The 23,234-nt window shown below is 33.3% G+C and carries 20 protein-coding genes and 2 riboswitches; of the genes, 15 read left to right on the top strand and 5 right to left on the bottom strand.

All coding sequences use genetic code 11. The features are described from left to right. From pelF to MKY04_RS19015, 5 genes are all read left to right on the top strand, one after another. Positions 1–1,428: a GT4 family glycosyltransferase PelF gene (gene pelF / locus MKY04_RS19035; protein WP_126293125.1), complete on the top strand. Its 1,428-nt coding sequence runs from the start codon at positions 1–3 to the stop codon at positions 1,426–1,428. Next, positions 1,416–2,825, top strand: coding sequence for an exopolysaccharide Pel transporter PelG (gene pelG, locus MKY04_RS19030; protein WP_346234960.1), 1,410 nt, complete (start codon positions 1,416–1,418; stop codon positions 2,823–2,825). Before pelF ends, pelG begins: the two co-directional genes overlap by 13 nt. Positions 2,826–2,872: 47 nt before the next feature. Further along, entirely contained in the window at positions 2,873–4,561 is a 1,689-nt protein-coding gene (locus MKY04_RS19025) for a CotH kinase family protein (RefSeq protein ID WP_126293058.1), read from the top strand. Between the two features lie 140 nt (positions 4,562–4,701). Further along, positions 4,702–5,400 carry a polyphosphate polymerase domain-containing protein gene (locus tag MKY04_RS19020; protein ID WP_126293059.1) on the top strand — a complete coding sequence of 233 codons (699 nt, stop codon included), beginning with the start codon at positions 4,702–4,704 and terminating at the stop codon, positions 5,398–5,400. Between the two features lie 16 nt (positions 5,401–5,416). Then, a complete protein-coding gene (locus MKY04_RS19015) occupies positions 5,417–6,097 on the top strand; it encodes a DUF4956 domain-containing protein (RefSeq protein WP_126293060.1) in 681 nt (226 codons plus the stop codon). A 255-nt stretch (positions 6,098–6,352) separates the two neighbouring features. On the opposite strand, the gene MKY04_RS19010 is transcribed toward MKY04_RS19015, so the two are convergent. Then, the gene (locus MKY04_RS19010) at positions 6,353–7,180 is read right to left on the bottom strand and encodes a putative glycoside hydrolase (RefSeq protein ID WP_126293061.1); all 828 of its coding nucleotides are present in this window, start codon (positions 7,178–7,180) and stop codon (positions 6,353–6,355) included. 40 nt (positions 7,181–7,220) lie between these two features. Beyond that, positions 7,221–7,304, bottom strand: a riboswitch (cyclic di-GMP riboswitch). 206 nt (positions 7,305–7,510) lie between these two features. Here MKY04_RS19010 and MKY04_RS19005 point away from each other — a divergent pair. From MKY04_RS19005 to MKY04_RS18985, 6 genes are all read left to right on the top strand, one after another. Continuing rightward, complete coding sequence (locus MKY04_RS19005) at positions 7,511–8,662, top strand: response regulator (RefSeq protein ID WP_126293062.1); 1,152 nt, start codon at positions 7,511–7,513, stop codon at positions 8,660–8,662. Positions 8,663–9,017: 355 nt separating this feature from the next. Continuing rightward, entirely contained in the window at positions 9,018–11,051 is a 2,034-nt protein-coding gene (locus MKY04_RS19000; protein ID WP_346235892.1) for a bifunctional diguanylate cyclase/phosphodiesterase, read from the top strand. Between the two features lie 390 nt (positions 11,052–11,441). Beyond that, entirely contained in the window at positions 11,442–12,548 is a 1,107-nt protein-coding gene (locus MKY04_RS18995; protein WP_346234959.1) for a phosphatidylglycerol lysyltransferase domain-containing protein, read from the top strand. Between the two features lie 69 nt (positions 12,549–12,617). Further along, on the top strand, positions 12,618–13,010 hold the full coding sequence (locus tag MKY04_RS22325) for a GtrA family protein (RefSeq protein WP_410798363.1): 393 nt from the start codon (positions 12,618–12,620) through the stop codon (positions 13,008–13,010). A gap of 277 nt (positions 13,011–13,287) precedes the next feature. Further along, positions 13,288–13,371, top strand: a riboswitch (cyclic di-GMP riboswitch). 145 nt (positions 13,372–13,516) lie between these two features. Next, positions 13,517–15,166: a pyridoxal phosphate-dependent decarboxylase family protein gene (locus MKY04_RS18990; RefSeq protein WP_346234958.1), complete on the top strand. Its 1,650-nt coding sequence runs from the start codon at positions 13,517–13,519 to the stop codon at positions 15,164–15,166. Continuing rightward, positions 15,150–16,850 carry a HAMP domain-containing methyl-accepting chemotaxis protein gene (locus tag MKY04_RS18985; protein WP_346234957.1) on the top strand — a complete coding sequence of 567 codons (1,701 nt, stop codon included), beginning with the start codon at positions 15,150–15,152 and terminating at the stop codon, positions 16,848–16,850. The genes MKY04_RS18990 and MKY04_RS18985 overlap by 17 nt, the downstream gene beginning before the upstream one ends. Before the next feature lie 181 nt (positions 16,851–17,031). On the opposite strand, the gene MKY04_RS18980 is transcribed toward MKY04_RS18985, so the two are convergent. After that, positions 17,032–17,379, bottom strand: coding sequence for a DMT family transporter (locus MKY04_RS18980; RefSeq protein WP_126293067.1), 348 nt, complete (start codon positions 17,377–17,379; stop codon positions 17,032–17,034). A 22-nt stretch (positions 17,380–17,401) separates the two neighbouring features. Further along, positions 17,402–17,725, bottom strand: coding sequence for a DMT family transporter (locus MKY04_RS18975; RefSeq protein WP_126293068.1), 324 nt, complete (start codon positions 17,723–17,725; stop codon positions 17,402–17,404). Between the two features lie 242 nt (positions 17,726–17,967). Here MKY04_RS18975 and MKY04_RS18970 point away from each other — a divergent pair, with 242 nt between their 5' ends. Beyond that, positions 17,968–19,011 carry an NAD(P)/FAD-dependent oxidoreductase gene (locus MKY04_RS18970; RefSeq protein WP_346234956.1) on the top strand — a complete coding sequence of 348 codons (1,044 nt, stop codon included), beginning with the start codon at positions 17,968–17,970 and terminating at the stop codon, positions 19,009–19,011. Between the two features lie 179 nt (positions 19,012–19,190). Further along, positions 19,191–19,730 carry a DUF402 domain-containing protein gene (locus tag MKY04_RS18965; RefSeq protein ID WP_126293069.1) on the top strand — a complete coding sequence of 180 codons (540 nt, stop codon included), beginning with the start codon at positions 19,191–19,193 and terminating at the stop codon, positions 19,728–19,730. A gap of 150 nt (positions 19,731–19,880) precedes the next feature. Here MKY04_RS18965 and MKY04_RS18960 read toward each other — a convergent pair whose 3' ends face one another. After that, on the bottom strand, positions 19,881–21,122 hold the full coding sequence (locus MKY04_RS18960; RefSeq protein WP_346234955.1) for an aminopeptidase: 1,242 nt from the start codon (positions 21,120–21,122) through the stop codon (positions 19,881–19,883). Positions 21,123–21,241: 119 nt separating this feature from the next. Further along, positions 21,242–21,778 (bottom strand): ribonuclease H-like YkuK family protein, encoded by a 537-nt coding sequence (locus tag MKY04_RS18955; RefSeq protein ID WP_126293071.1) that lies wholly within the window; start codon positions 21,776–21,778, stop codon positions 21,242–21,244. A 562-nt stretch (positions 21,779–22,340) separates the two neighbouring features. Between MKY04_RS18955 and MKY04_RS18950 the strand changes: the two genes are divergently transcribed. Further along, entirely contained in the window at positions 22,341–22,718 is a 378-nt protein-coding gene (locus tag MKY04_RS18950; RefSeq protein WP_346234954.1) for a hypothetical protein, read from the top strand. A gap of 55 nt (positions 22,719–22,773) precedes the next feature. Continuing rightward, positions 22,774–23,103, top strand: coding sequence for an antibiotic biosynthesis monooxygenase (locus MKY04_RS18945; protein WP_346234953.1), 330 nt, complete (start codon positions 22,774–22,776; stop codon positions 23,101–23,103). Positions 23,104–23,234 lie beyond the last annotated feature (131 nt).

The raw sequence follows: 23,234 nt of genomic DNA, 5'->3' as shown, positions 1-23,234 counted from the left end.
ATGAAAATTTGTATCATTGCAGAGGGTTCCTACCCCTATGTTACAGGGGGCGTCTCCAGTTGGATTCAAACAATTATAACCAATATGCCTGAGCATCAGTTTATTATTTATTCGATAGGTGCTGAAAAAAAGGCTAAAGGGAATTATAAGTATCAGCTTCCAGCAAATGTTATACAAGTTGAAGAAGTTTTTTTAGATGACTTTGCTGAGGAAGAAGACAAGTGGGGACGTACCTATAAATTAACAAATGAAGAGAGAAAAGCGCTTAAATCTTTAATAGATAGCAATCAACCAGATTGGGAAACGCTTTTATCTATGTTCTCTGGGAATAAAATTGATTCAGCTATCAATTTCCTTAAAAGCAGAGACTTTTTCGATATAGTTCATGAAATTTGTCTAGAGAAATATGATCAAGTTCCATTTACAGATATGTTCTGGTCGATACGTTCAATGGTGTTGCCCCTATTCCTTTGCATTAAACATCCACTCCCGCAAGCAGATCTTTACCACAGTGTATCAACAGGATACGCAGGAGTTCTCGGCAGCCTAGGGAAATACATGAATCGTAAGCCATTTGTTTTGACTGAACATGGAATATATACGCGGGAAAGAGAAGAAGAAATTATTAAAGCACAATGGGTTAAGGGGTATTTTAAAGATTTATGGATTCAGTATTTTTATAATTTATCAAATTGTGCTTATAAACATGCCGATAAGGTAGTTACGTTATTCCAAAAAAACAAGGAAATTCAAATAGAGTTAGGATGTTCCCCAAACAAGATTGTTATTATACCAAACGGTGTAAATCGTGAAGACTACATTGATTTGCCTAAAAGGGGATACCGCAATCGCGGGGAGCTTTATATAGGGGCAATTGTTCGTGTTGTTCCAATCAAAGATATTAAAACAATGCTGCAGAGCTTCGCTATCGTGAAACAGGAATTGCCAAATGCAAAATTCTTCATAATGGGCCCAACTGATGAAGATGAAGAGTATTATAACGAGTGTATTCAATTAATAGAAAGTCTGCAGATTGAGGATGTTTTTTTTACAGGTGAGGTAAATGTTAAAGAATATATTAATCTAATGGATGTGCTAGTGCTTTCAAGCATTAGTGAAGGACAACCGCTAGTACTGTTAGAAGGTATGGTGTGTGGAATACCTTTTGTTGCAACAGACGTAGGTAACTGTAAAGGAATTCTATTAGGTGAACTAGATGATTTAGGAGAAGCGGGAATCGTTGTTCCAGTCATGCAATATACCGAAATGGCAAGAGCAATTATTCAACTATGCCAGGACGAACAGAAGAGACAATTGATGGGGGAAATAGGAAAAAGGCGAGTGGGACTCTTTTATACAAAAAGGAGTTTTATCAAACGTTATCAGAAACTTTATGAAGAAATGGTGAAAAGTGTATGGCAGGAATAGGGTTTCAATTAAAAAAAATGTTTAATGAGCGCGGTTTTTTAGCCAATGTTCGTGCTTACAGCTATTCAGCGATTGTTACAGTAGGACCGTTGGCATTATGTATATTACTAATGACCTTCGTACAACAATTGCTTTTAGCTGTCGATACACCATATGCAGAAAGAGAGTTGTTTTTGGCCGCATCCGAATATGCATTGATTTTTTCACAAATTATTACAGGCGGATTTAATCTTATTGTATCAAGGTATGTAGCAGATCAAATTTACCTAGAAAAATATGAAAATATACTATCTTCTATGTATGGTGTTATGAGCATCTGTGTTTTGCTCGGCGGAGTTAGTGCATTTGTTTTCTTCTTATTCTCACCGTTAGATCTTACATTTAAGTTTGTTACATACATCTTTTTTATTGAACTTATTATCGTATGGATTCAATGTATGTATGTATCTGCACTAAAGGATTATATGAAAATTGTTAAGAGCTTCTTAATAGGTGTAATAATTTCTGGAGCAGCGATTTTTATTTGCATTAAATTTTTACACATCTATAGTGTAACAGCAATGATGATTTGTTTAAATATTGGCTTCTTGTTTATGCTTGTAAAATTTACACAGTACATTAGAGAATATTTTAAGGTAAATAATTATAAATATTTTCTATTCCTGGCCTATTTTAAAAAATACCCCTTGCTTTTTGTTTGTGGTTTCTTCTATACATTAGGATTATATGGCCATAATCTTATTGTCTGGCAGGGACAGTATCAGCACACGGTTGCAGATACGTTTGTCATTGCACCTTTTTATGATGTTCCTGTCTTTTTTGCTTATTTAAGTGTGCTGCCAGCCATGGTTTTATTTGTTGTCTCTTTAGAAACGTCTTTTTATACAGCCTATAAGACGTACTATAATCGTATTTTAAATTCTTTTCCATTGAGGGATATATTGTCAGCGAAAAAGGACATGTTTAAAATACTCTCTTTAGAGCTTGCATTTATCGTGGAAATTCAGTTGTTTACAGCGATTTGTTCGATTGCTTTGGGGTTGAAATTTCTCCCATTATTAGGGTTGACATTTGAGCAAATCCAACTCTTTATTATTTTGGTTCTTGGTTACCTTTTTTTCATTGTTATGTACACAGTCGTACTTCTATTACTTTATTATGATGATCAAAAAGGAGCATCTATCACTACGGTAATTTATACTGTGGGCAGCATGGTACTTACATTTGTTTTTGTGCCATATGACAATAATGGTTTCTCAGTATTTATTGCTGCATTAATTAGCTTACTGTTTGGCTTATGGAAACTAACCCATTACTTGAATAATATTGACTATTACACATTTTGCTCACAACCACTCATACCGAAAAAAAGAAGAGGAGATTTACGTGGGAACTGATAAATCAGATTAAAAAACAGTATTAGTGTGTTGGAGGATATGAAAAGATGAACAAACTACTTATGATGGCTTTTATCGTTTTTATGTTGATTCTTTCAGGTTGTACGAATGAAACAGGTGAGGCAGATGGCGGCAATGTGGAAGCTCAGCAAAAACAAGTACAAGAAACGGACAGTAACCAAACTATCGATGAGGATCCTAGATTATATGATTTTGAGAAAAAGAATTCTATTGTTACATTTTATATCACGATTTCAGATAAAAATGATACATCTTTTTATGAATTAAACAATTGGTACAGTATTCACAATAGTAATTCGAAATCTCCTAAGCTGGATATTACGATTCAAGAGGGTACAGAAGAAGGAATTGAAGACGGTTTATTTGGATTTGATGAAACAGATGTTAATGCATCGATTGAACTTAGAGGGAAATCAACTAGAATTGCTGCACAAAAGTCCTTTAAAATTAAATTATATGATAGTGCTGGGCTGTGGAAAGGTCAAAAAACATTAAATTTAAATAAACATCCTTATGATGCAACTAGAGTAAGGAATAAGCTTTCTTTTGATTATTTTACACTAATCCCGAATCTGACAAGTATGCGTACACAATTTGTCCATTTGTATGTAAAGGATTTAACAGATAAAAATACAAATGGTAAATTCGTAGATTATGGATTATACACCCATATTGAACAAGGAAATGAACGATTTTTAGCATCACATGGTTTAGATTCTAATGGGAATTTATACAAAGCAGCATTTTTCGAATTCTATCGTTACCCTGATCAGTTGAAACTTGAATCAGATCCTTTATTCAATAAGGACGAATTTGAAACAATATTAGAAAATAAGGGAAGTAATGATCATCGCAAGCTGATTGATATGTTAGATGATGTAAATAATTATTCTTTAAACATTAATGACGTAGTAGAACAGCATTTTGACAGAGAAAATTACCTAACATGGATAGCAACTAATATACTGATGGGAAATCGAGATGTTATTACACAAAACTTTTATTTATATAGCCCATCGAATTCTGAAAAATGGTACTTCCTCCCATGGGATTATGATGGAGCTTGGAGATCTTCATCTACAATAGAAGAGCATACAAAAACACCTGAGTGGCAAAATGGGTTATCAAATTATTGGGGTTCTGTTCTTCATAAACGCTTTTTCAAAGATCCAAAGAATGTTGATGATTTGACTAAAAAAATAGAGGAGTTATCTTCAATCATTAATCCCGAGAATACTAAAAAACTATTAGATGAGTATTATCCAGTGGTAAGCAAATTTGTAAAAAGGTCACCTGATAAAGACCATTTAGATATAGACATTTCAGACTATAAAGACGTATATTTTGGAATGGTACGAGAATCGGAGGTTAATAAGGAGATATATTATAAAAACCTGGAAAAGCCGATGCCATTCTTTTTAGATTACCATATAGAAGGCAAGCAAAATGTATTTTCATGGGATGCTTCTTATGATATCCAGGGTGACGATATATTCTATACATTACAAATAAGTACAGACCCTGCCTTTACACAGATTGTTCATGAGAAAAAAGATATGATTGAAACAACATATACCTTAGATCAATTAGAAAAAGGTACTTATTATTGGCGGGTCATTGCTAAAGATACAAAAGGAAATGAGCAAATGGCTTTTGATGAATTGGATGAGGATGGAATAGTTTACTTTGGAGTTAAGAAATTTAGCGTTAATTAATAATTGATGCAGTAAATGATCCACATAGATGAAAGCAATTTCATTTGGTTAGGGTCTTTTCACCTCCTGCATACTTGTTCAAGTACATGAAAACATTACAAATACTATTTAACAATGCCTAATAATAAAGGAAGCTAAAAATGAAGAAGCTACGACATGAGTTGAAATTCTATATTAATATAAGCGAATATGAACTACTGAGAGAAAAATTGCAAATTGTTTTAAAAAGGGACAAGCATACAGTAAATGATGAAGGGTATCATATTCGCAGTCTTTATTTTGATAATGTTTATGATAATGATCTGTATGAAAAAAACTATGGAATCTATCGCAGGAAAAAATTTAGGATTCGAATCTATAATCATAGCGACAGTGTGATTAAGCTTGAGAAGAAGAATCGATTTGGAGAAATGATCAACAAAGAATCTCTCTCTATTTCGAAGGATGAATATCAACGATTATTAGAATGGGACTACGATTTTTTACAGGATAAAAATAATCAAACCGCAAAAGATTTTTATTTATATATGAGGACGCAGCATATGTCCCCTAAAGTAATTGTTGATTATGTTCGCGAAGCATATATGGAAGATATTGAAGATGTAAGAATTACATTTGATAAATATTTAAGCGCTGGCGTGAACTCTGTCGATATTTTTGAGAAGAATCTAGTTACAGTTGAAGCTTTAAAATATCCCTTTATGATTATGGAGGTAAAGTTTAATTCTTATTTACCAGATTATATTCGTGATATCCTTCAGCTGGACAGTCACCATCGCTCGGCTATTTCAAAATATGTTATTTGTCGGGAACAAAGTATGATGTACTATAAGCAATAAGAGAGGACAATTAAATATGGATGAACGAATAAATTTTAACGACATTATTAAAAAAAGTTTTTTAAACTCAGATACGTTTACAAGTGTATCAATTTTGCAGATTTTAATTGGAACAATTGTTTCATTTCTAATTGGACTATTTATATATTTTGTCTATAAGAAGACTTTTCGAAGTGTCGTTTACAGTCACAATTTCAATGTTACATTAGTGCTCATGACAATGATAACTTCACTAGTTATTATGACAATTAGTACGAATATTGTACTTTCTTTAGGGATGGTCGGTGCACTAAGTATCGTCCGCTTCCGAACTGCATTGAAAGATCCGCTTGATATCGTCTTTCTATTTTGGGCTATTTCAGTTGGTATTGCCGTCGGGGCATCTATTTATGCAGTTGCAATTTTCGGATCCATTTTCATTGCGATTGCAGTGTTTATACTATCAAAAAAGAAATGGAAGGATGTAACGTATTTATTAGTCCTCCACTATGATGAAAAAGCATATGATGAGATTAAATCACAGCTTGTTAAATTCAATTATGAGTTAAAATCTAAAATTGTACGAAATAATTTAACAGAGCTAACATTAAAAATTAAGCTTAAAGTTGATAATACTGCATTTGTTCATAAACTATCAAATATTGATGGTGTAAAAGATGTATCCCTCGTACAATATAGCGGGGATTACGCGGCATAATTTGTCCATAATATTTAATAAAGGGTCGTTCGAAAATTCCTTTAGAACGGCCCTTTAAATATTAAACAAGGAACTACTGCACAAGCAAGGTGAGAAAAGTATACTGTGATGATGATATGAGCAACGTTACTAAGCCTCCTACCGTTAGTCAGAAAACGAAATTCGAAAGTGTAATTTTTGATAGCTATATATGTCCTAAATAAATAGAAGGACTATCCAGAAAAACAATCTTTCCGAATAGTCCCTCATATATAACTAGTTATATATGCTGTTTGAATTTTTATATGGAACAAATCCATACTTTTTACTGTATTTAAAACTTTTTGTATCTGGAGTAACAGTAAATACTGCAATATTTTCTTCACTCTCTAGTGTTTGGAAGTATTGAATCCAATCTTGACCCCATTTACTAGTTTTTAAGCGGTTTTTATCAAAGTCTTCCCACATAATCGCATCAACATAATCTTTTGAAGAGGTTTCTAATGTCTCAAAACCCCAATTTTGCAATAAAAGCAACTCATTATGTTTATCAGTAATGGATTGTAAAAGTTCAACATAACCATTTCTTAAGTAAGACGCCATTTCTTCATCATCGTGATAGAAATCATCGATATCCCCAACTGTATCTAAAAGAATGCCATCAAATTGTTTTTCAATAATTTCTTCTTCAATTTCATCGAGCAGAAGCTGTTGGTAATGGGGATTTGTAATATCCATTAAGTAAGTATCCCAATCTTCAACGTATACTCTCTCGCCATCATCTAATAAATAATCGGAGTCCTTTACTTTTTCAACAAACTCTTCGTCCCATGTCTGTAACTCCATAATACTAATATAACCTAGAGCAATAGTGCCCGCTTCCTTAATTTCAGAAACGTGTTCTTTTGTTGTTTCATGGGGTTCAATAACTACCATGTCATAATTGCTAAGTTGTTCAGCTTTTGAATCATCTATTTCACCGTAGTAAATTTTATAGCTATTCACATCTAATAAAGGGTTATGTACATGGCCCATCGTAGGATAGCATTGAGTTAAGAGAAGAGGAAATGCAAGGTTGAAGGCAAGGAATGTTTTTTTGAACATAAGTATTGCTCCTTTACGATTTATCTCTAAAAGAGAAAATTACGGTAACCCAGCCACCATAGCAATATACCTTAGGCCTGTAGTTTTGCGTCTCAATTTTTCAATTGATTTGCCATTATAATCATTATAATATAGCTTTCTGTATTTTGACAATTTTCACTTTTCACTTTTTATATTTTTGGCCGATATTAATCTAGCAAAAAAATATATGTAACTTTATAATGTTATAAATACAATATTCTATAAAATGGTATTAATTGGTCAAAATGGTAGTAAATTTGTAGAACGAATTTTGTACGTATTATGAGTACTAGGAAAGGGGATATGCTTATGAGAGCGATTTTAATCGATGATGAGCAATTGCCTTTAATGTATTTAAAAAAAGTGCTGGAAAATAAAATTGATGGTGTGGAAGTTGTTGGAGTATATCAAGATCCTATTCAAGCCTATGAAAACATAAAAACAGATTCACCAGATGTAATATTTATTGATATCCATATGCCTGAGATGAATGGACTAGAAATGGCAGAACGCATTCAGGGAGCTTTTCAAAATATAGAGATTGTATTTGTGACAGGGGATGATAGACATGCTCTTGAGGCGTTTGATTTATATGCATTTGATTACATAATGAAGCCACTTCAAATAGAACGTCTAAAAAAAACTGTGGAACGTTTGCAGCGAAGACTAGATAATCATCAAACAAATAGTAAAGAAAACAAAGTTGAGAATACCCTACTTTACACTTTTAATCAACTTAAGTACCAGAGAGCAGGTTGTGAACCTGAAATTTTTAAATGGCGTACAACCAAGGTGCAAGAATTGTTCGCATATATGTTTCACCATAGGGGAAAAATAGTAGATCGTGAGACATTAATTGAAATGTTGTGGCCTGATTTTGGAATTGAAAGAGGGGCAAAACAGCTTTATACCGCCATTTACCACATTCGTCAAACAATTAAGAAGGCAGGAATTCCTTCCATTTCAATAAGTAGTGTAAACAATTTATATGGAGGATACATAATGCATATTGAAGATATTCTAGTTGATACAAATGAATGGGAAACAAAGCTAAACAAATTAACTCCTCCAAAAAATGATAATATCCACGAACATGAAATCGTATTTAGTGAGTATAAAGGAGACTATCTTGGTGATTACGACTATTTATGGGCTGAGGGGGAAAGGGAAAGACTTCGCCGCCTATGGCTGAATCATGGCTTGATTTTGAGTAGATTTTATCGAGATACTGAGAATATTCAAGCGGCAATTAAAGTAAACCAACGAATTCAACAAATGTACCCAGATAAAGAAGAAAGTTACTTTGAACTGATGAGGCTGTATGCGTCAATAAACAGCTCAACTGCTGTTGAAGAGCAATATAGGCTATTAAGATCTGTACTAAAACAAGAATATGATAGTTTGCCAAGTTTTAATATTACAAATTGGTATGAAAAATGGAAAAGTAAATCCTATTCTTAATACTATGAACTAAATAGAAATATCGAAACTTAACTGAACGGATATAAAGACTAGAGGGGGCTGTCCAGAATGTGTAAATTCTGAGCAGCCCCCTTTACAAATAGTTTATTTCTGCAGAGCAGAAGATTATTTTGCCCATAGTACAATGTAAGGGTGTGTTCTCGAGCGGCGCTGATCACTAAGTAACAAAGGTTGTACAAAAATTTTAAGAATAATCCATTGTTTTAAAGCTAAGGAACATAGTTTTGGGAATTTGTATAGATTTTGTATATATAAAATTGATAAAATATAATTTTGATAATTATTCTCAAGGTTTGTGAGTATTTGTTGAGAGATGGGAGAGATAAAGGTGTATTTGGAAGGAAACTACAACTATTATATTGTTGCGCTTTCGGTTGTGATTGCTATATTAGCATCATACTCTGCACTAAGTATTGCGGCGAAAATTTCTCATTCAAACGGCCGAAGTCGATTTTTTTGGCTACTAGCGGGCTCGTTTATAATGGGAACTGGCGTCTGGTCAATGCATTTTGTCGGCATGCTGGCAATGCATTTTCAAATGCCAGTGAAATACGATGTACCAATGACGTTACTCTCAATGTTAGCAAGTATGATTTCTTCGTTTATTGCATTTTACATAACGAAAGAAAAAGATATTCACTGGTATAAAATTGGAATTGGCGGTTTGATAATGGGAAGCGGCATTGTCACGATGCATTATATGGGAATGGAAGCAATGATTATGCCTGTCGAGCTTACTTATGACAAAGGGTGGTGGGTATTGTCTGTAATGATTGCTTTTGCTGCTTCCTTTGCAGCTTTATTTCTATTTCTACGCTTTCGAAATAATCAATCGCCATTCAGTTGGTTAAGGTGGATGTCCGCGGTAGCTATGGGGTTTGCTATTTGCGGTATGCATTATACAGGAATGAAAGCTGCCAAATTTCATTCTCACTCGGAAATGATAATGGAAAGTGATCCTTATGCAAATTTCTTCCTATTATATGGAGTAACCATCACCATTTTTATTATTCTATTTGTATCATGGGGAGCAGTATTCTTTGATCGGCACGTATTGGAAAAAATGGCTTACCAAGATGGAATTACAGGGCTACCAAATCGCAATGAAATGAATCGCTTTTTTGATACTTATATAGGCGATGAAAAGATTGGTGTTTTATTTCTTGATCTAGATCATTTTAAGGCGATTAATGATACTTTAGGACACCATACAGGTGATTTGCTCATTCAGGAAGTTGGCCTTCGCTTGAAAAAGTTTATTAAGAAAGATCAGCAAGCCTTTAGGATAGGCGGAGATGAATTCTTAATCATCGTAAAAAATTGTGATCAGAAACGAGCTGAACGATTAGCAGAGGAGATATTGCTAAGTATTAAGGAAGTTTATCAGATTGACGGAAATGAACTATATATCACGGCAAGCATTGGCATTAGCATCAGTTCGATAAAAGATTCCGAACGTTCTATGCTGCTTAAAACTGCAGATACGGCGATGTATAAAGCAAAAGGGTTAGGTAAGAATCAGTATTGTGTTTATAACGATACAATGGGAATGAAAGAAATACGTAAAATGGAATTGGAAAAAGACCTACAGAGAGCACTTAAAGATAAACAATTTTATCTGATGTATCAGCCAAAGTGGAATGTTAAAACGAATAAACTTGCAGGGTTTGAAGCACTATTGCGCTGGAAACATCCAAGACTAGGGGTGATTTCTCCAGCTGAATTTATTCCAATTGCAGAAGAAACGGGACACATCGTACCAATAACTAGATGGACTTTAGAACAAGCTTGCATTCAATGTAAAGAGTGGCAAGAGAAGGGGGATATTCATCCAATTTCAGTGAATATTTCTATTAGGCTTTTTCAAACTGACAAGTTAGCAGATTTCGTTCAATCGGTGCTTGAAAAGGTAGAGCTGGATCCCAATTTGCTGGAGCTTGAAATCACTGAATCTATGGTGCTATTCGACGTGGAAGACATAGTTAGACAACTTCAAAGTATTCGAGCTCTCGGAGTGAAAATATCAATGGATGATTTCGGTACGGGGTATTCCTCTATCGGACTGCTTGATCGTCTCCCTATAGACTCACTAAAATTAGATCGGTTATTTACGAATGATTTAGAAACTCCAAGTAAACGTGCTATTATCAATGCAATCCTTTTAATGGCAGAAAACTTGCATTTAGATGTTATTGCAGAAGGTGTTGAAAGTCGGGAGCATATTGAATCATTAACACAGTTAGGTTGTAATGTGATGCAAGGCTATTATTATGGTAAACCGATGGAAAGTGAAGATGTTGATGATTGGGTTAAAAACAATAAAGAAAGAGCTTTAGATTTTGTTGCAAATACAGTCAGCGAGCTGTAAGTCTATAGATAAATAAATGCTAAAACTTTATATTAAATTTTCGCTTTCTAATATGGGGGGCATTTAAAAAAAATAGAAGTTAGACGTCGGAGGTTCATACTGCTTTCAGTAGTAAATAACCAATTTGGTAGTTAAATATTTTAAAAACTAACTAATATAAGCAAATCCTGAAAATTAAAATGAACTTTCGGGATTTGTATTTTTATATTCAATTGTAATAGATTACTTCTCTCTATTAGCATTTAAATGAAGTGTTTTTTATTTTATATATCCATGAATAGTATCCGCCAAGAGTGAGGTTTTGGTAAATATTTACCACCTATGAACAGCACTTCTTATATGGTAATATCATAGTTGGTTAATTTGTTGATACTTGTAGGAGGAAACACCTTGTTTTATATTAAAAAGCTCATTTCCTTTTCTCAAAAACAGAGTAGTATTAAAAATATATTTGATAATCAGGTGCATGTTCATTATGATGAATTACTTTTATTTTTAAAAGAACAAGGAGGCAATCATGCTTCGCATTTAATATTTTTAAAAGATAAAGAACAATTCTGGACTAAAGATAGAAATGCACTTATTGTTTATAAGCAAATCTTCAATAAATTGGTAGTACTTGGTGATCCTATTGGAGATGAATCATACATACATAATGCAATTAATGAATTCAATGAATATTGTAAATTGAAAAATTTGAAACCAATCTTTTACCAAACGAGCCCTCGATATATGCAATATTATCATGAGTCTGGATATCGCTTTGTAAAGTTGGGGGAGGAGGCGATTGTAAAACTTGCGGGATTTTCTCTCGAAGGAAAAAAGGGAGCAAAATTACGAACTAGAATAAATAAATTCTCCCGTAATGGGTTTACATTTCGTGTTGTAGAACCTCCTTATTCAAAAGAACTTCTTTTAGAGTTAAAAGCAATTTCTGATTCATGGTTAGGTGGAGGAAAGGAAAAAGGATTTTCAGTTGTTTCTCACCGAGAAGACTATGTTGCTCGTTTCCCAATAGCTCTTATGCATGATCCAGAAGGAAAAATTATTGCATTTGCCACCTTGGCAACAGATTACAAACAAACCTTGATAATTGACCTTATGAGAAAATGTAAACAAAGTCCGCATGGAACGATGGATGTATTATTTTTACATATTTTTGACTGGGCAAAAAACAAAGCCTACCAAAATTGTAGTTTAGGAATGGCCCCATTATCGAATGTAGGAAATTGCAAGCATTCATTTATTAGTGAAAAAATCATTCGTTGTATCTATCTTTATGGAAATAAAAAGTACAATTTTAAAGGGTTAAGAGAGTTTAAAGGTAAATTTGCTACAGAATGGGAACCAAAGTATTTGGCATATAAAAAATCATTTTTACCAATTATTTTCCTTCAACTTGTTTTATTAATAAATCGTAAACAATCATCCAGAGAACCTTTTCCAGGCAAAGGGAAAGTTATTGCGAAAAAAGGTAATAAGTTGCGTTATGAATAAAGAAATAGAATTCTTTGTAGTGCGTTTATAGAAGGATTAGAACTAGAAAAATTTTGAGAGGGAAGAACGGTGTTGTTGGGTAAAGGTTTATTTCAAAAGTTTATTAAATATAGTTTTGTAGGTTGTATTAGTACGTGTATTTACTTTCTTTCTGTTTTTGTTTTAGTAGAACGATTTCACAATGAACCTGTAATTGCTTCAGCTATTGCCTTCATTATAATGACTATTGTTTCGTTTTTTTTGAATGTACGTTATACATTTGGTAGTAATGTTACATATCAGAAACTATTGCGTTTTTTTATTGTATCCACAATTGGTTTTACACTGAATTTCTTGCTAATGTTTTTTATTGTACGTATCCTTGATTATCACTATTTTGTAGGGGAGTTAGTTACAATTTTAGTAATCCCTATTGTTAATTTTATATTAAATAACTATTGGACTTTCCAATCACAATATTAAAATGTACTTAATCCTTAATTGAAAATAATAAATTTTGCATTCTAACATCACGATGATATATACATAATGATTTGTAATTCTCGGACACTCTTTATAGGGTGTCTTTTTTGTTCATTTTAGTTAATTATATATATTTGGCTTCCTAATAAAGTAAATTAGCATTTATTATTTCACATTTTTAAAAGATGATTAGTAGTAATATTCTATCTATTCAGAATTAATAAAATTAGAAAAATGACCCAATCCACATGGTATTATTACGTCATAATGTAAATAATTACAATAAAAGCAAACTCATTGAAAAATGAGGACGCAAAGCTTCAGGTCTAAGGTTCATTGCTATGACGGCTGGGTTGCAATCTATTATGAATACAATTTTTTTCTAACATTTTGCAACCCTTTTTTCAAAGGGCTTTTTTTTGTAAGTAAATGTTTTTTATTTTAAATTTCCAATTTATAAAGAACGTTTATAAAAGGCTTTAAAATAAGCAATTGGAGGAATGACAATGGATTTTAAAAGTGTACAACAACTATTTCCAAGTGAGGATGGAAGCAAGCTTCAACAAAAGGCATTCTTAAAAAATATTGAAAACTTGGTAATGAACATCGACAATTTAAAAAATCCTAACAAATCTACGTTAGGTACTATTCAAGAAAAAAGTGATGATTTTTATAAAGAACTTATAGAGAATACAAATACACCTCAAACGGGAATTGAAATGGAACAAGTTGTCCATGAGTTAATAAATCTCTCAAAGGGAAGTCCTTATCAAACAAGAAACTATGTAACTAATTCTATTCCGCTAGCAAGTATTCCGGGAGTTATCGGCCAATTAACAGCATCTTTATTAAACTCAAATAGTTTGTGGGATGTTTATGGACCAGCAGCGACAGAAGCAGAGGTTAGAGTTATTTCGATGATGTCAAAGATAGTGGGATATGATTATACAAAAAGCTGGGGCTATACGACATGGGGTGGTCAAGGAGCTGTATTTAACGGCTTGCGGCTTGCGATTGTTAAGCAATTTCCAAACTCAAATAAGGAAGGCATTCCAAATAACTTATATTGCTTTGCTTCTGAAAATGCTCATTATAGTTTACTAAAATCTGTTGAGGCAACTGGAATTGGGAGCAATCATTTAATAACTGTTAAAGCAGGATCAGATCATTCCATGGACTTAGATGATTTAAGATTAAAACTGGAAAAAGTCATTCAAAATGGAGGAATTCCAGTTTATATTGTTGCAACTACAGGAGCAACTGATAGTTTTGGAATCGATGATGTTAAAGCAATTAAAGAAATAGCTGCTGAAATAGAAGAGAAATATCAATTAAAACCAATTCATATTCATGCGGATTCTGCGATGGGCGGATTTTATAGCTTTTTCCGTGAATATGATTTTATGAACAATCCACTTCAATTTGAAGAAGAAGTATTAACAAGTCTGAAGAAAATAAATAATCGAATGAAATATATTCATCTTGCTGATAGTTGTTGTTTTGATTTCCATAAACTTGGACAAAACCCTTACAACGCAAGCCTTTATTTAGTTAAAAATGGACAAGACTTTGGCTTACTTGACCTAGAGGAATTTGATACACCGTATGTAGGCAATCGAGGCTATGGAAGCTACCATACAGGATATACTTTAGAATGCTCGCGAATGGGAAGCGCAATTTCCATCTATGCATCATTATTAGCTTTTGGTGTGGAAGGTTATCAACAATTACTAGCTAACTATATTCGTGTAAATTTAGCTTTCCGTAAAAAATTAATAACAAATTTCCCTAGAATAGGTATTACTAATAGCGAAACAATCGGACCAATTACTACTTTTAGATTGTATGAGAATAAAGCAAAATGGGATCTTGAAATAAGCGGAAAATTAAAGGTCGATGAAATTGAAAAAACAAACGAATTAAACGATCGATTATTTGAGATTTTAGGTAAAAATCGTGAAGATGTATTCTTTGGAGATACAAAAAAACAATGTATGGTATATGCTTCAGATTCAAAAGAACGACTTCCAGTTTATGTAGCAAAGTTTTTCTCAATTTCTCCTTATACAACAATAGAACATTTAGACCATATTACCACAGCTCTAGACAGTGCTATTAAAGAACTGGAGGAAATAGAAAATGAAGTTCTTATCTAAATTTAAACATTCTATTCTTATGAAATATGTTTTAAGTTTTGTCATTCCTATTGCAATATTTTCAATTTGTTTTAGCTTCATTCTATACACATTTTCACAAAGTATCGTAAATAACCATGTGCTAGTGCAATTTGAAAAAAACCTTGAGTTATTAGTACAAGAGGCGCAGTTGGAAATTGACCCATCTGTTGCGGAGGCTGCGGATGATGGAAATCAACAACAATATCAAGAACTTTTAAACCTTCTAAATAATTTTGCTGAAAAACATGATTCGATTCAGTTAATATATATTTTGACACAAAAAGATGGTAAAAGTTATATCGTTGGAGTTAACGGTGATGACTTATATGGAACAGAATATGCGATAACTGGGGAAATGAATAAAACATTCACGGAAGGTTCAACTGAAATAAGTGATATTTATGAAGATGAATATGGGGTTCATAAATCCATCTCTGCCTCTCTTGAAGGAACGAATATGTTAATAGGGATAGATATTGATGCATCGTTCATTCAAAAGTTGTTGTCAAATATTTTAGCTGTATCCATTATTACATCCTTGGTATTTATTATAATCGGAGTGGCTATTGCTTTCGTAGTAAGCAAGAAAATTATCAATCCACTTATTTTAATTCGAAATTATGTAAGCCGTGTAGCTGACGGGGATCTATCTATGGATGAGCTCAACATAAAAGGGAAAGATGAAATCGCTCAATTAGCTGAAGGTATTCAAAGGATGGTGCAAAGTTTAAACGAATTAATTGCTTCCATCTCAGTAAACGCAGACACAGTAGCTGCTACCTCTGAGGAACTTATGGCCGGTGCAGAGCAAACAAGTCAATCTATTAACCAAATTACTGGGGCAATTCAAGAAGTATCTAGTGGTATGGAAAATCAAGTATCCCATATTGAAAATATGAACGATAGCGTATCGAATATTTCTAGTAGTATGCAACAGATTTCTGAGAATATAGGTATGGTTGCGAACAATTCACAAAAAACAACTAATATTGCGGAAAATGGCAGCAAGGTTATTGAAAATGCTGTGGAAAAAATCCATTTCACTTATAAGACAATACAAGAAACTTCTGATGTAGTGAACCGTTTAAGTGATTATACGAAAGAAATTAGTGACATTGTAACAATCATAACTGAGATTACAGATCAAACAAACTTACTGGCATTAAATGCTTCAATTGAGGCAGCACGTGCTGGTGAACATGGGAAAGGGTTTGCTGTTGTTGCCGAAGAAGTTCGTAAACTGGCTGACCAATCTAAAGATGCTGCTAACCATATAAGAAGCAAAATTGAAATAATTAAGGATGAAGCTGCAAATGCGGTTGAATCCATGGCTGTAGGCTACAATACTTTAAAAGACGGTGTTTCATCGTTCGAACATGTCGGTGTTGACTTTGGTAATATTTTGGAGTCGGTTAATAGTGTCAACAATCAAATTATAGGGATTAATCATGCAATCGACGAGATGAACAAGGGAATACAACTTATTTCAGCTTCAATGAACGAATTAAGTGCTATTTCCACTCAAACATCTGGAAATATTCAAAACGTTGCTGCTTCTTCTGAAGAGCAATCAGCAACTATGGAAGAAATCTCTTCATCAGCAAATAGTCTTTCTCAAATGGCAGAAAACTTAAATGAGGCAGTAAATCGATTTAAGTTATAAAATCTAATCAGGATAGCGTATTTTGGAAAACGAATTGGGATAAAAGGGGAAATATTTCCTAGAGAAAGGAAAAGAATAAAAGTGTAGAAAAGGATTTTTTACTTTTCTTCACTTTTTTAAATCTCGCTAGACTATGAAATTCCAGTCCTGTCTATTTGTCTACAATGGCAGCAAAAGAATGTTAGCTTGAAGGTTCATTTGCTGTCTCTATATTTTTAGATGAATTCAATAATACAACTCCTCCAATAATCATTAATATTCCAAAGACCTTTAGTGAGGTAATAACTTCTCCCCATACAACTACACCAATTATGGCAGTTAACGCTGTTCCTATTCCCGACCAAATGGCGTATGCTAAACTTAAGGGGACTGTTTTAAGACACATGGATAAGCAATAAAATGACAATGCATAACCGGCAATTACCCCAATAGAAGGGGAGACAATGGTAAACCCCTCAGACATTTTTAGCATTGTAGTAGCAAAAATCTCTCCAACAATAGAGATCGCCAAAAATATATATCCTTTCATCTATCTTCCTCCCATTCTAGAATTAATGGGTTCCGCCCATATTTAATAAAATTACTCCGAAAATAATTAAAACTAACCCAAATAGTTTTTTGTTATTAAACTCTTCTTTGTAAATGATAATGCCAACTATCGCAGTAAGTGCTGTTCCCACACCTGCCCAAATAGCATAAGCTACTCCTAGTGGCAGCGTCTTCAAAGATAAAGATAAAGCATAGAAAGCAATACCATATCCAACGATTACCCCAAGAGAGGGGAAGAGATTTTTAAAGCCGTTTGTTATTTTTAACATTGAACTGCCGAACACTTCACTAACAATAGCTAAGATTAATAGTAAATATGCACCCATGAGGATTCCTCTCTAGTCACTTGTAATAGATATGAATTTTTCCTTTAGTAATGATTGATACAAAGTTTATTGTGCAGTCTAGATGTTTTTTTGTAAAGCTTAGTAAACACGTCAATGTTTTGAACGAGGGAAAATTAATCTTTTAATTCTTCTTAATTTTGGTTGATCTTGGGTATGGTAATACATTAACATTCATATATGATTATATGTTCATATATGTATTTTTGGAAGGTGGGACTTTAATGTATAACACAATTGTAATAGGAGCGGGACAAGCAGGTCTTTCAATTGGGTATTACTTAAAACAAAATAGTGATAAATTTATAATATTGGATAAAGGGCAGGAAGTCGGAGATAGTTGGAGAAATAGATATGACTCATTAGTTTTATTTACACCTAGAATGTATAACTCTTTACCAGGTCTAGTGTTTGAAGGAGAGACACATGGATTTCCATCGAAGTTTGAAGTTGTAAATTATTTAAAGCGATATACAACTACATTTAACCTGCCTATTAACCTTGAAACTGAAGTAGTAAAAGTATCTAAAATCAAAAATGTTTTTTACGTAAAAACTAATCAAGGCGTTTTTAAATCGAAAAATCTAATTATTGCAACTGGAGCATTTCAATATCCAAAGATGCCACTATTTTCAAGGGATTTGTCAAAAGAGATTTATCAAGTTCATTCTTCCCAATATAAAAATCCTAGCCAGCTAAAAGACGGAAATGTACTTATTGTCGGTGGTGGGAATAGTGGGGCGCAAATTGCAGTCGAGCTATCGAAAGAAAGGGAAACATACTTAGCAATCAATAAAAAAATATCGTACTTGCCTTTAAGTATCCAAAATAAAAGTATTTTTTGGTGGTTTGACAAACTGGGTATTTTAAAAGCGAATACAGATTCCTTTTTGGGTAAAAGGATTCAAAAAAGAGGCGACCCTATATTTGGCTATGAATTGAAAGATGCTATTAAAAGAAAAGAAGTAACGATAAAATCAAAAGTAATTGCTGGGAAGGATAATCAAATTACCTTTGGAGACTTGTCTACTTTAAATGTGAATAATATTATATGGGCTACTGGTTTTGAGTCAAAGTATCCTTGGCTAGAGATAGAAGAAGTGTTTAACGAAAAAGGACAAATTATTCATTCTAGAGGTGTCTCAAATATAAAAGGACTTTACTTTATCGGTCTGCCTTGGCAGTATCGTCGGGGATCAGCGTTGATGCAAGGAGTAGGATTTGATGCAGAGTTTATTGTTCAACATTTAAAACATTTTTCAGAATAGTAGTAGATTTTTTATATAAGCGTGTAAATTACATGTTGAATGTTAAAAACGAACAAAGTAAACTTCTTGATTTTAAAACGAGGAACATATATTTAAATAATCACAATTATATAGATCTCAAAATAATCGTGTAAGGTCTATTATTTGAATGGATAATTTTACTGAAAGAAGGTTGAATAGTGGAATTGGAGATTCAGGAAAATGATGCAATTGTAGAAAGAAAAATCTGCTATGATTCAAAAATAGTTGAGCATAAATGTAAACTACTACTAGCAGAGCAGCAAAGGGTAGTACTTTTACATAAAATCGAACACTCTTTTTCTATGATGGCTGGTCAAAAGAAAAAAACTATCCCTAAAGGCAGTTATACAATTGCGTATTATTGGATGGACAAGCCTTATAATCTATATTTTTGGAAAGATGAAAAAGGAAATTATATAGGAGCTTATTTTAATATTGTTAAAAATACAAAGTCCTTAGATAAAATAATTGAATTTGAAGATTTGATTATTGATGTTTTAGTCCTTCCTAATGGAGAGTACTTTATTTTGGACGAAGATGAGCTGCCGGAGCCTTTGGAGCAATTTGAGAATGGGTACGTACAAAAGGCTTTAAACTCTTTATTGGACGTAATAAGTGAACTTATTCAGAATGTAAAAGCAGAAACGGAAATGTTACTAAAAATGGATAGAAGCAATAGTCTTACTGCAATAAAATAGTTTTTTTATCTCTACCTATATTCAAGTTTCAATATTAATTAACTTGATTTCAACTTGGAGTGAATTTTTAATTAGTTATTTAATATTTCGAAACTAAAAACAATCTCTTCCACTATGTGAATGTAGGAAGAGATTGTTTTATATTTGAAGTTAAATTGCCCAATCCCCATTACGGAAAATTGGTACAATTGTGCCGTCTTGCTTAATGCCGTCGATATTCATTTTATCGGAGCCAATCATGAAATCAACATGAACCGTTGATGTATTCATACCCTGTGCTAACAATTCTTCTTGGCTCATCGATGTTCCTCCTTGAATTGTCGTTGGGTAAGCCGAACCAATTGCTAAATGGTTTGATGCATTTTCATCATATAGCGTATTAAAGAAAGTAATGCCTGATTGTGAAATAGGGGATGGATCTGGAACGAGTGCTACTTCACCTAAACCAGTTGCTCCTTCATTTTCAAAGACTAATTTCTTAATTGCTTCATCGCCTTTTTCAGCAAAAATTGCAATGATTTTACCATCTTTAAAATGAACTTCGATTCCTTCAATCAATGTCCCTGCGTAACTGAGCGGCTTAGTGCTGCGAACTACACCTTCCATACGGCGAGTATCAGGAGCTGTAAACACTTCCTCTGTTGGCATATTGGCAATAAATTCTTCACCTTTTGGATTATAGCTTTCAGCACATGTCCATATATGATTTTTTGGCAAGCCTAAGGTTAAATCAGTACCAGGAGCTGTATAGTGAAGTGCATCAAACTGGATTTCATTTAGTTTTGCAGCTTTTTCATTTAATGTCTTTTTATGGAGATCCCATGCAACAATTGGGTCTTCTTCATATACCCGACATGTTTTGAAAATTTGATCCCATAATGCATCAACCTGTTCTTCAGATGTTTCAAGGTTGGGGAATACTTTAGCAGCCCATCCTGCACCAGCAGCAGCCGCAACCGTCCATTTCAAATCGTCATTTTGAGTAGCTTTTCGTTGGATATGGAAGGCTTTACTAGAAACATTTTGGTAAGCAGCAACCTTAGCAGGATCTACATCATTTAATAGACCCGGGTCACTTGAGATAATTGAAAGTCTGCTAACACGGTGATTTAATACATGATCTTCTGATTCATCGATTTCATATTGCGGAATATTCGTCAGCACTTCTGTAGGCTGATGAAGGTAATGCAATTTGCTAATTTCATCGTCAGCCCATTTCACAATGACTTTTTGTGCACCTAAAGCGTAGGCTTCTTTCGTTATTAAGCGTGCTAAAGGAGCCTGATCTACAGCAATTGTCATCTTTACCCAATCTCCAGGCTGCACGTTAATTCCTTTTGCAACTAATAACTTTGCGTATTTTTGTAAATTTTCCTCAAAATTCGGTAACATATTTAATTCCTCCAATTTTTATATCTACTACTTATATTGTACCCGGTTCACACATAATTCAGAAACAATTCGGCACTACTTAAACCGATTGTATAATAGCCCTGTAAAATAGTTGCATATTATTTTGTGAATCGATTTGCATAGCAGCTTGCAACAAAAGAATCCGGTTTGATCTTCGCCTTTAAACCAATGGAATTCATTCGTGAAATCATTTCCTTTACAAAGATTCGCGTTTTATTTCTTTCTCCTGAGCCTATGTCAATATGTCCTTCAATCGTTAAGCTTGCACCTTTATAAATGTTTGGCAGAACAATTTGTATAAGCTGTTCCTTTTTATCTTCAGTAAATAATGAAACGACTTCTTCTGTTAAGGTGGTTTCATATGAAATTCGTTCATGCAAGTTTTCCATTTTTCTAGGTAAAATGACTTTTCGAAAGCAAGCCCAAACTCCTTTTCGCTCCTGCTGAATCACAATACCTGTAATAAACTTCGTTTCTCTACTATAAACCTGTGAATCTGTTCCGAACATAAGCTTGAAATTTCCGGTGGGATCTTTCTCCATAAACTGCAATATATTTAAAAAGACTTGTTCAAAAGGCATGTTTTTTTGACTTAAATTTTGAAAGGTACCATTAAATACATTATCGTTTATCATGTTCCCTACCTTTCTCTTCTTAGTCGATTAATTAATATAGTTTATGTAGGAAATATACTTAGTACAATACAATTAATGAAATAGAAAAAAGAAAAACAAAAGGGGGCGTCTCATAATGATATGGGACGTCCCCATTGTGCGATGAAAGGCAAGACCGTATTTGTACCAAAAGTGGAGCGGCAGATACAATTTATCTGTATCGAAAACGAAGTGACAGATACAATTTATCTGTATCGAAAACGAAGTGACAGATACAGAAGTTTTAAAGGACTTTTATAATATAAAGAAATTGCCCCAGAAGTTTGTAATACTTCCGAGACAGCCCCCTTCTTTCTTTAAAATTCTCCTATGCCATTGAATGGAATATAACTTATAACAGTGCCAGGATTATCTAACTGAGGTTAATTTCCTTAATAATTTATACATAGGCTAAATCTTAAATGGTTGAACATTTTCTGGATATTAAAGGAGTAATGCTGAAATTATTTCATTGACTAATCGTATACAAAAGTATACGATAATATCAGAGGTATACATTTGTATACGGAGAGGAGTTTGTGTTTTGAGAGGAAGATATGATAGAAGGTATCGAAGAGATGATAAACATTTTGCAGATGGACTCAATTGGGAAGAACATCGTCATTCAAGGGGTGGCGGCCATAGGAAAAGAGAACATCATCGAGGTGCAAAAACATTTCGTCGGGGAAGAGCAATTGAATTTTTAAACAGACTGAATGTAAAGCGTTCAACATTAAAGCAGCAATTAGAATCACCGGAGCTGCAAACTATTAATCCTATTATAGTAGGTGAATTAAAGGCTGTTGAAATGATTATTAATGAATTTACTGAGCTGTTTGAAATTCATGAAGATGAAATTAATCAACAGAATTCAATTGAAATTACAAGCGAAGAACTTGGAGATAACTCTTCAGAAGTGTAATTTTCGAAGAGCTTCGGAATACATTTGGATTATATAGAAGATTGGGGATATGTATATGTTTGTTCAATTAAGAAAAATGACAGTATCAGAAGGAAACTCTGAGAAAGTAGTAGAGCGCTTTAGCAAAGCTGGGATACTTGAAGAACAGGAAGGCTTTGTTGACCTAAAAGTACTGGTGAAGAAAGTTAGACGTGGTGAAGAAGAGGTTATTATTTTAGTAACTTGGGAATCAGAAGAGTATTGGAAGCAGTGGGAAAAAAGTGATGCTCATATTGCAGGTCATAAAGCAAACTTGAATCAGCCGAAGCCAGATTATATTTTAAATACTGAAGTAGGTAAATATGAAGTAAGAGCAGTAAAAAAACCAATAATAAAAGAGGATTAATCATTTAATGGCATAGTCAATTTGTTTCCTTTATGTAGGGGAACTAAGTCCAGCGCGATGCATTTTTTTAGATTATGGGTGCTAAACATCTATTTATTGTTTGGTTAGTTATTCGGCATTTAAAATCTAAG

It is taken from the genome of Lysinibacillus telephonicus, assembly GCF_039654155.1.
Lineage (GTDB): Bacteria > Bacillota > Bacilli > Bacillales_A > Planococcaceae > Ureibacillus > Ureibacillus telephonicus.
This window is presented reverse-complemented; position numbering and strand designations above follow the sequence as displayed.

What these genes read in the sequence shown, in the direction of transcription:
- pelF (WP_126293125.1), top strand. Translation starts at nt 1, where the DNA reads ATGAAAATTTGTATCATTGCAGAGGGTTCCTACCCCTATGTTACAGGG.
- pelG (WP_346234960.1), top strand. Translation starts at nt 1,416, where the DNA reads ATGGCAGGAATAGGGTTTCAATTAAAAAAAATGTTTAATGAGCGCGGT.
- MKY04_RS19025 (WP_126293058.1), top strand. Translation starts at nt 2,873, where the DNA reads ATGAACAAACTACTTATGATGGCTTTTATCGTTTTTATGTTGATTCTT.
- MKY04_RS19020 (WP_126293059.1), top strand. Translation starts at nt 4,702, where the DNA reads ATGAAGAAGCTACGACATGAGTTGAAATTCTATATTAATATAAGCGAA.
- MKY04_RS19015 (WP_126293060.1), top strand. Translation starts at nt 5,417, where the DNA reads ATGGATGAACGAATAAATTTTAACGACATTATTAAAAAAAGTTTTTTA.
- MKY04_RS19010 (WP_126293061.1), bottom strand. Translation starts at nt 7,180, where the DNA reads ATGTTCAAAAAAACATTCCTTGCCTTCAACCTTGCATTTCCTCTTCTC.
- MKY04_RS19005 (WP_126293062.1), top strand. Translation starts at nt 7,511, where the DNA reads ATGAGAGCGATTTTAATCGATGATGAGCAATTGCCTTTAATGTATTTA.
- MKY04_RS18990 (WP_346234958.1), top strand. Translation starts at nt 13,517, where the DNA reads ATGGATTTTAAAAGTGTACAACAACTATTTCCAAGTGAGGATGGAAGC.
- MKY04_RS18985 (WP_346234957.1), top strand. Translation starts at nt 15,150, where the DNA reads ATGAAGTTCTTATCTAAATTTAAACATTCTATTCTTATGAAATATGTT.
- MKY04_RS18980 (WP_126293067.1), bottom strand. Translation starts at nt 17,379, where the DNA reads ATGAAAGGATATATATTTTTGGCGATCTCTATTGTTGGAGAGATTTTT.
- MKY04_RS18975 (WP_126293068.1), bottom strand. Translation starts at nt 17,725, where the DNA reads ATGGGTGCATATTTACTATTAATCTTAGCTATTGTTAGTGAAGTGTTC.
- MKY04_RS18970 (WP_346234956.1), top strand. Translation starts at nt 17,968, where the DNA reads ATGTATAACACAATTGTAATAGGAGCGGGACAAGCAGGTCTTTCAATT.
- MKY04_RS18960 (WP_346234955.1), bottom strand. Translation starts at nt 21,122, where the DNA reads ATGTTACCGAATTTTGAGGAAAATTTACAAAAATACGCAAAGTTATTA.
- MKY04_RS18955 (WP_126293071.1), bottom strand. Translation starts at nt 21,778, where the DNA reads ATGATAAACGATAATGTATTTAATGGTACCTTTCAAAATTTAAGTCAA.
- MKY04_RS18945 (WP_346234953.1), top strand. Translation starts at nt 22,774, where the DNA reads ATGTTTGTTCAATTAAGAAAAATGACAGTATCAGAAGGAAACTCTGAG.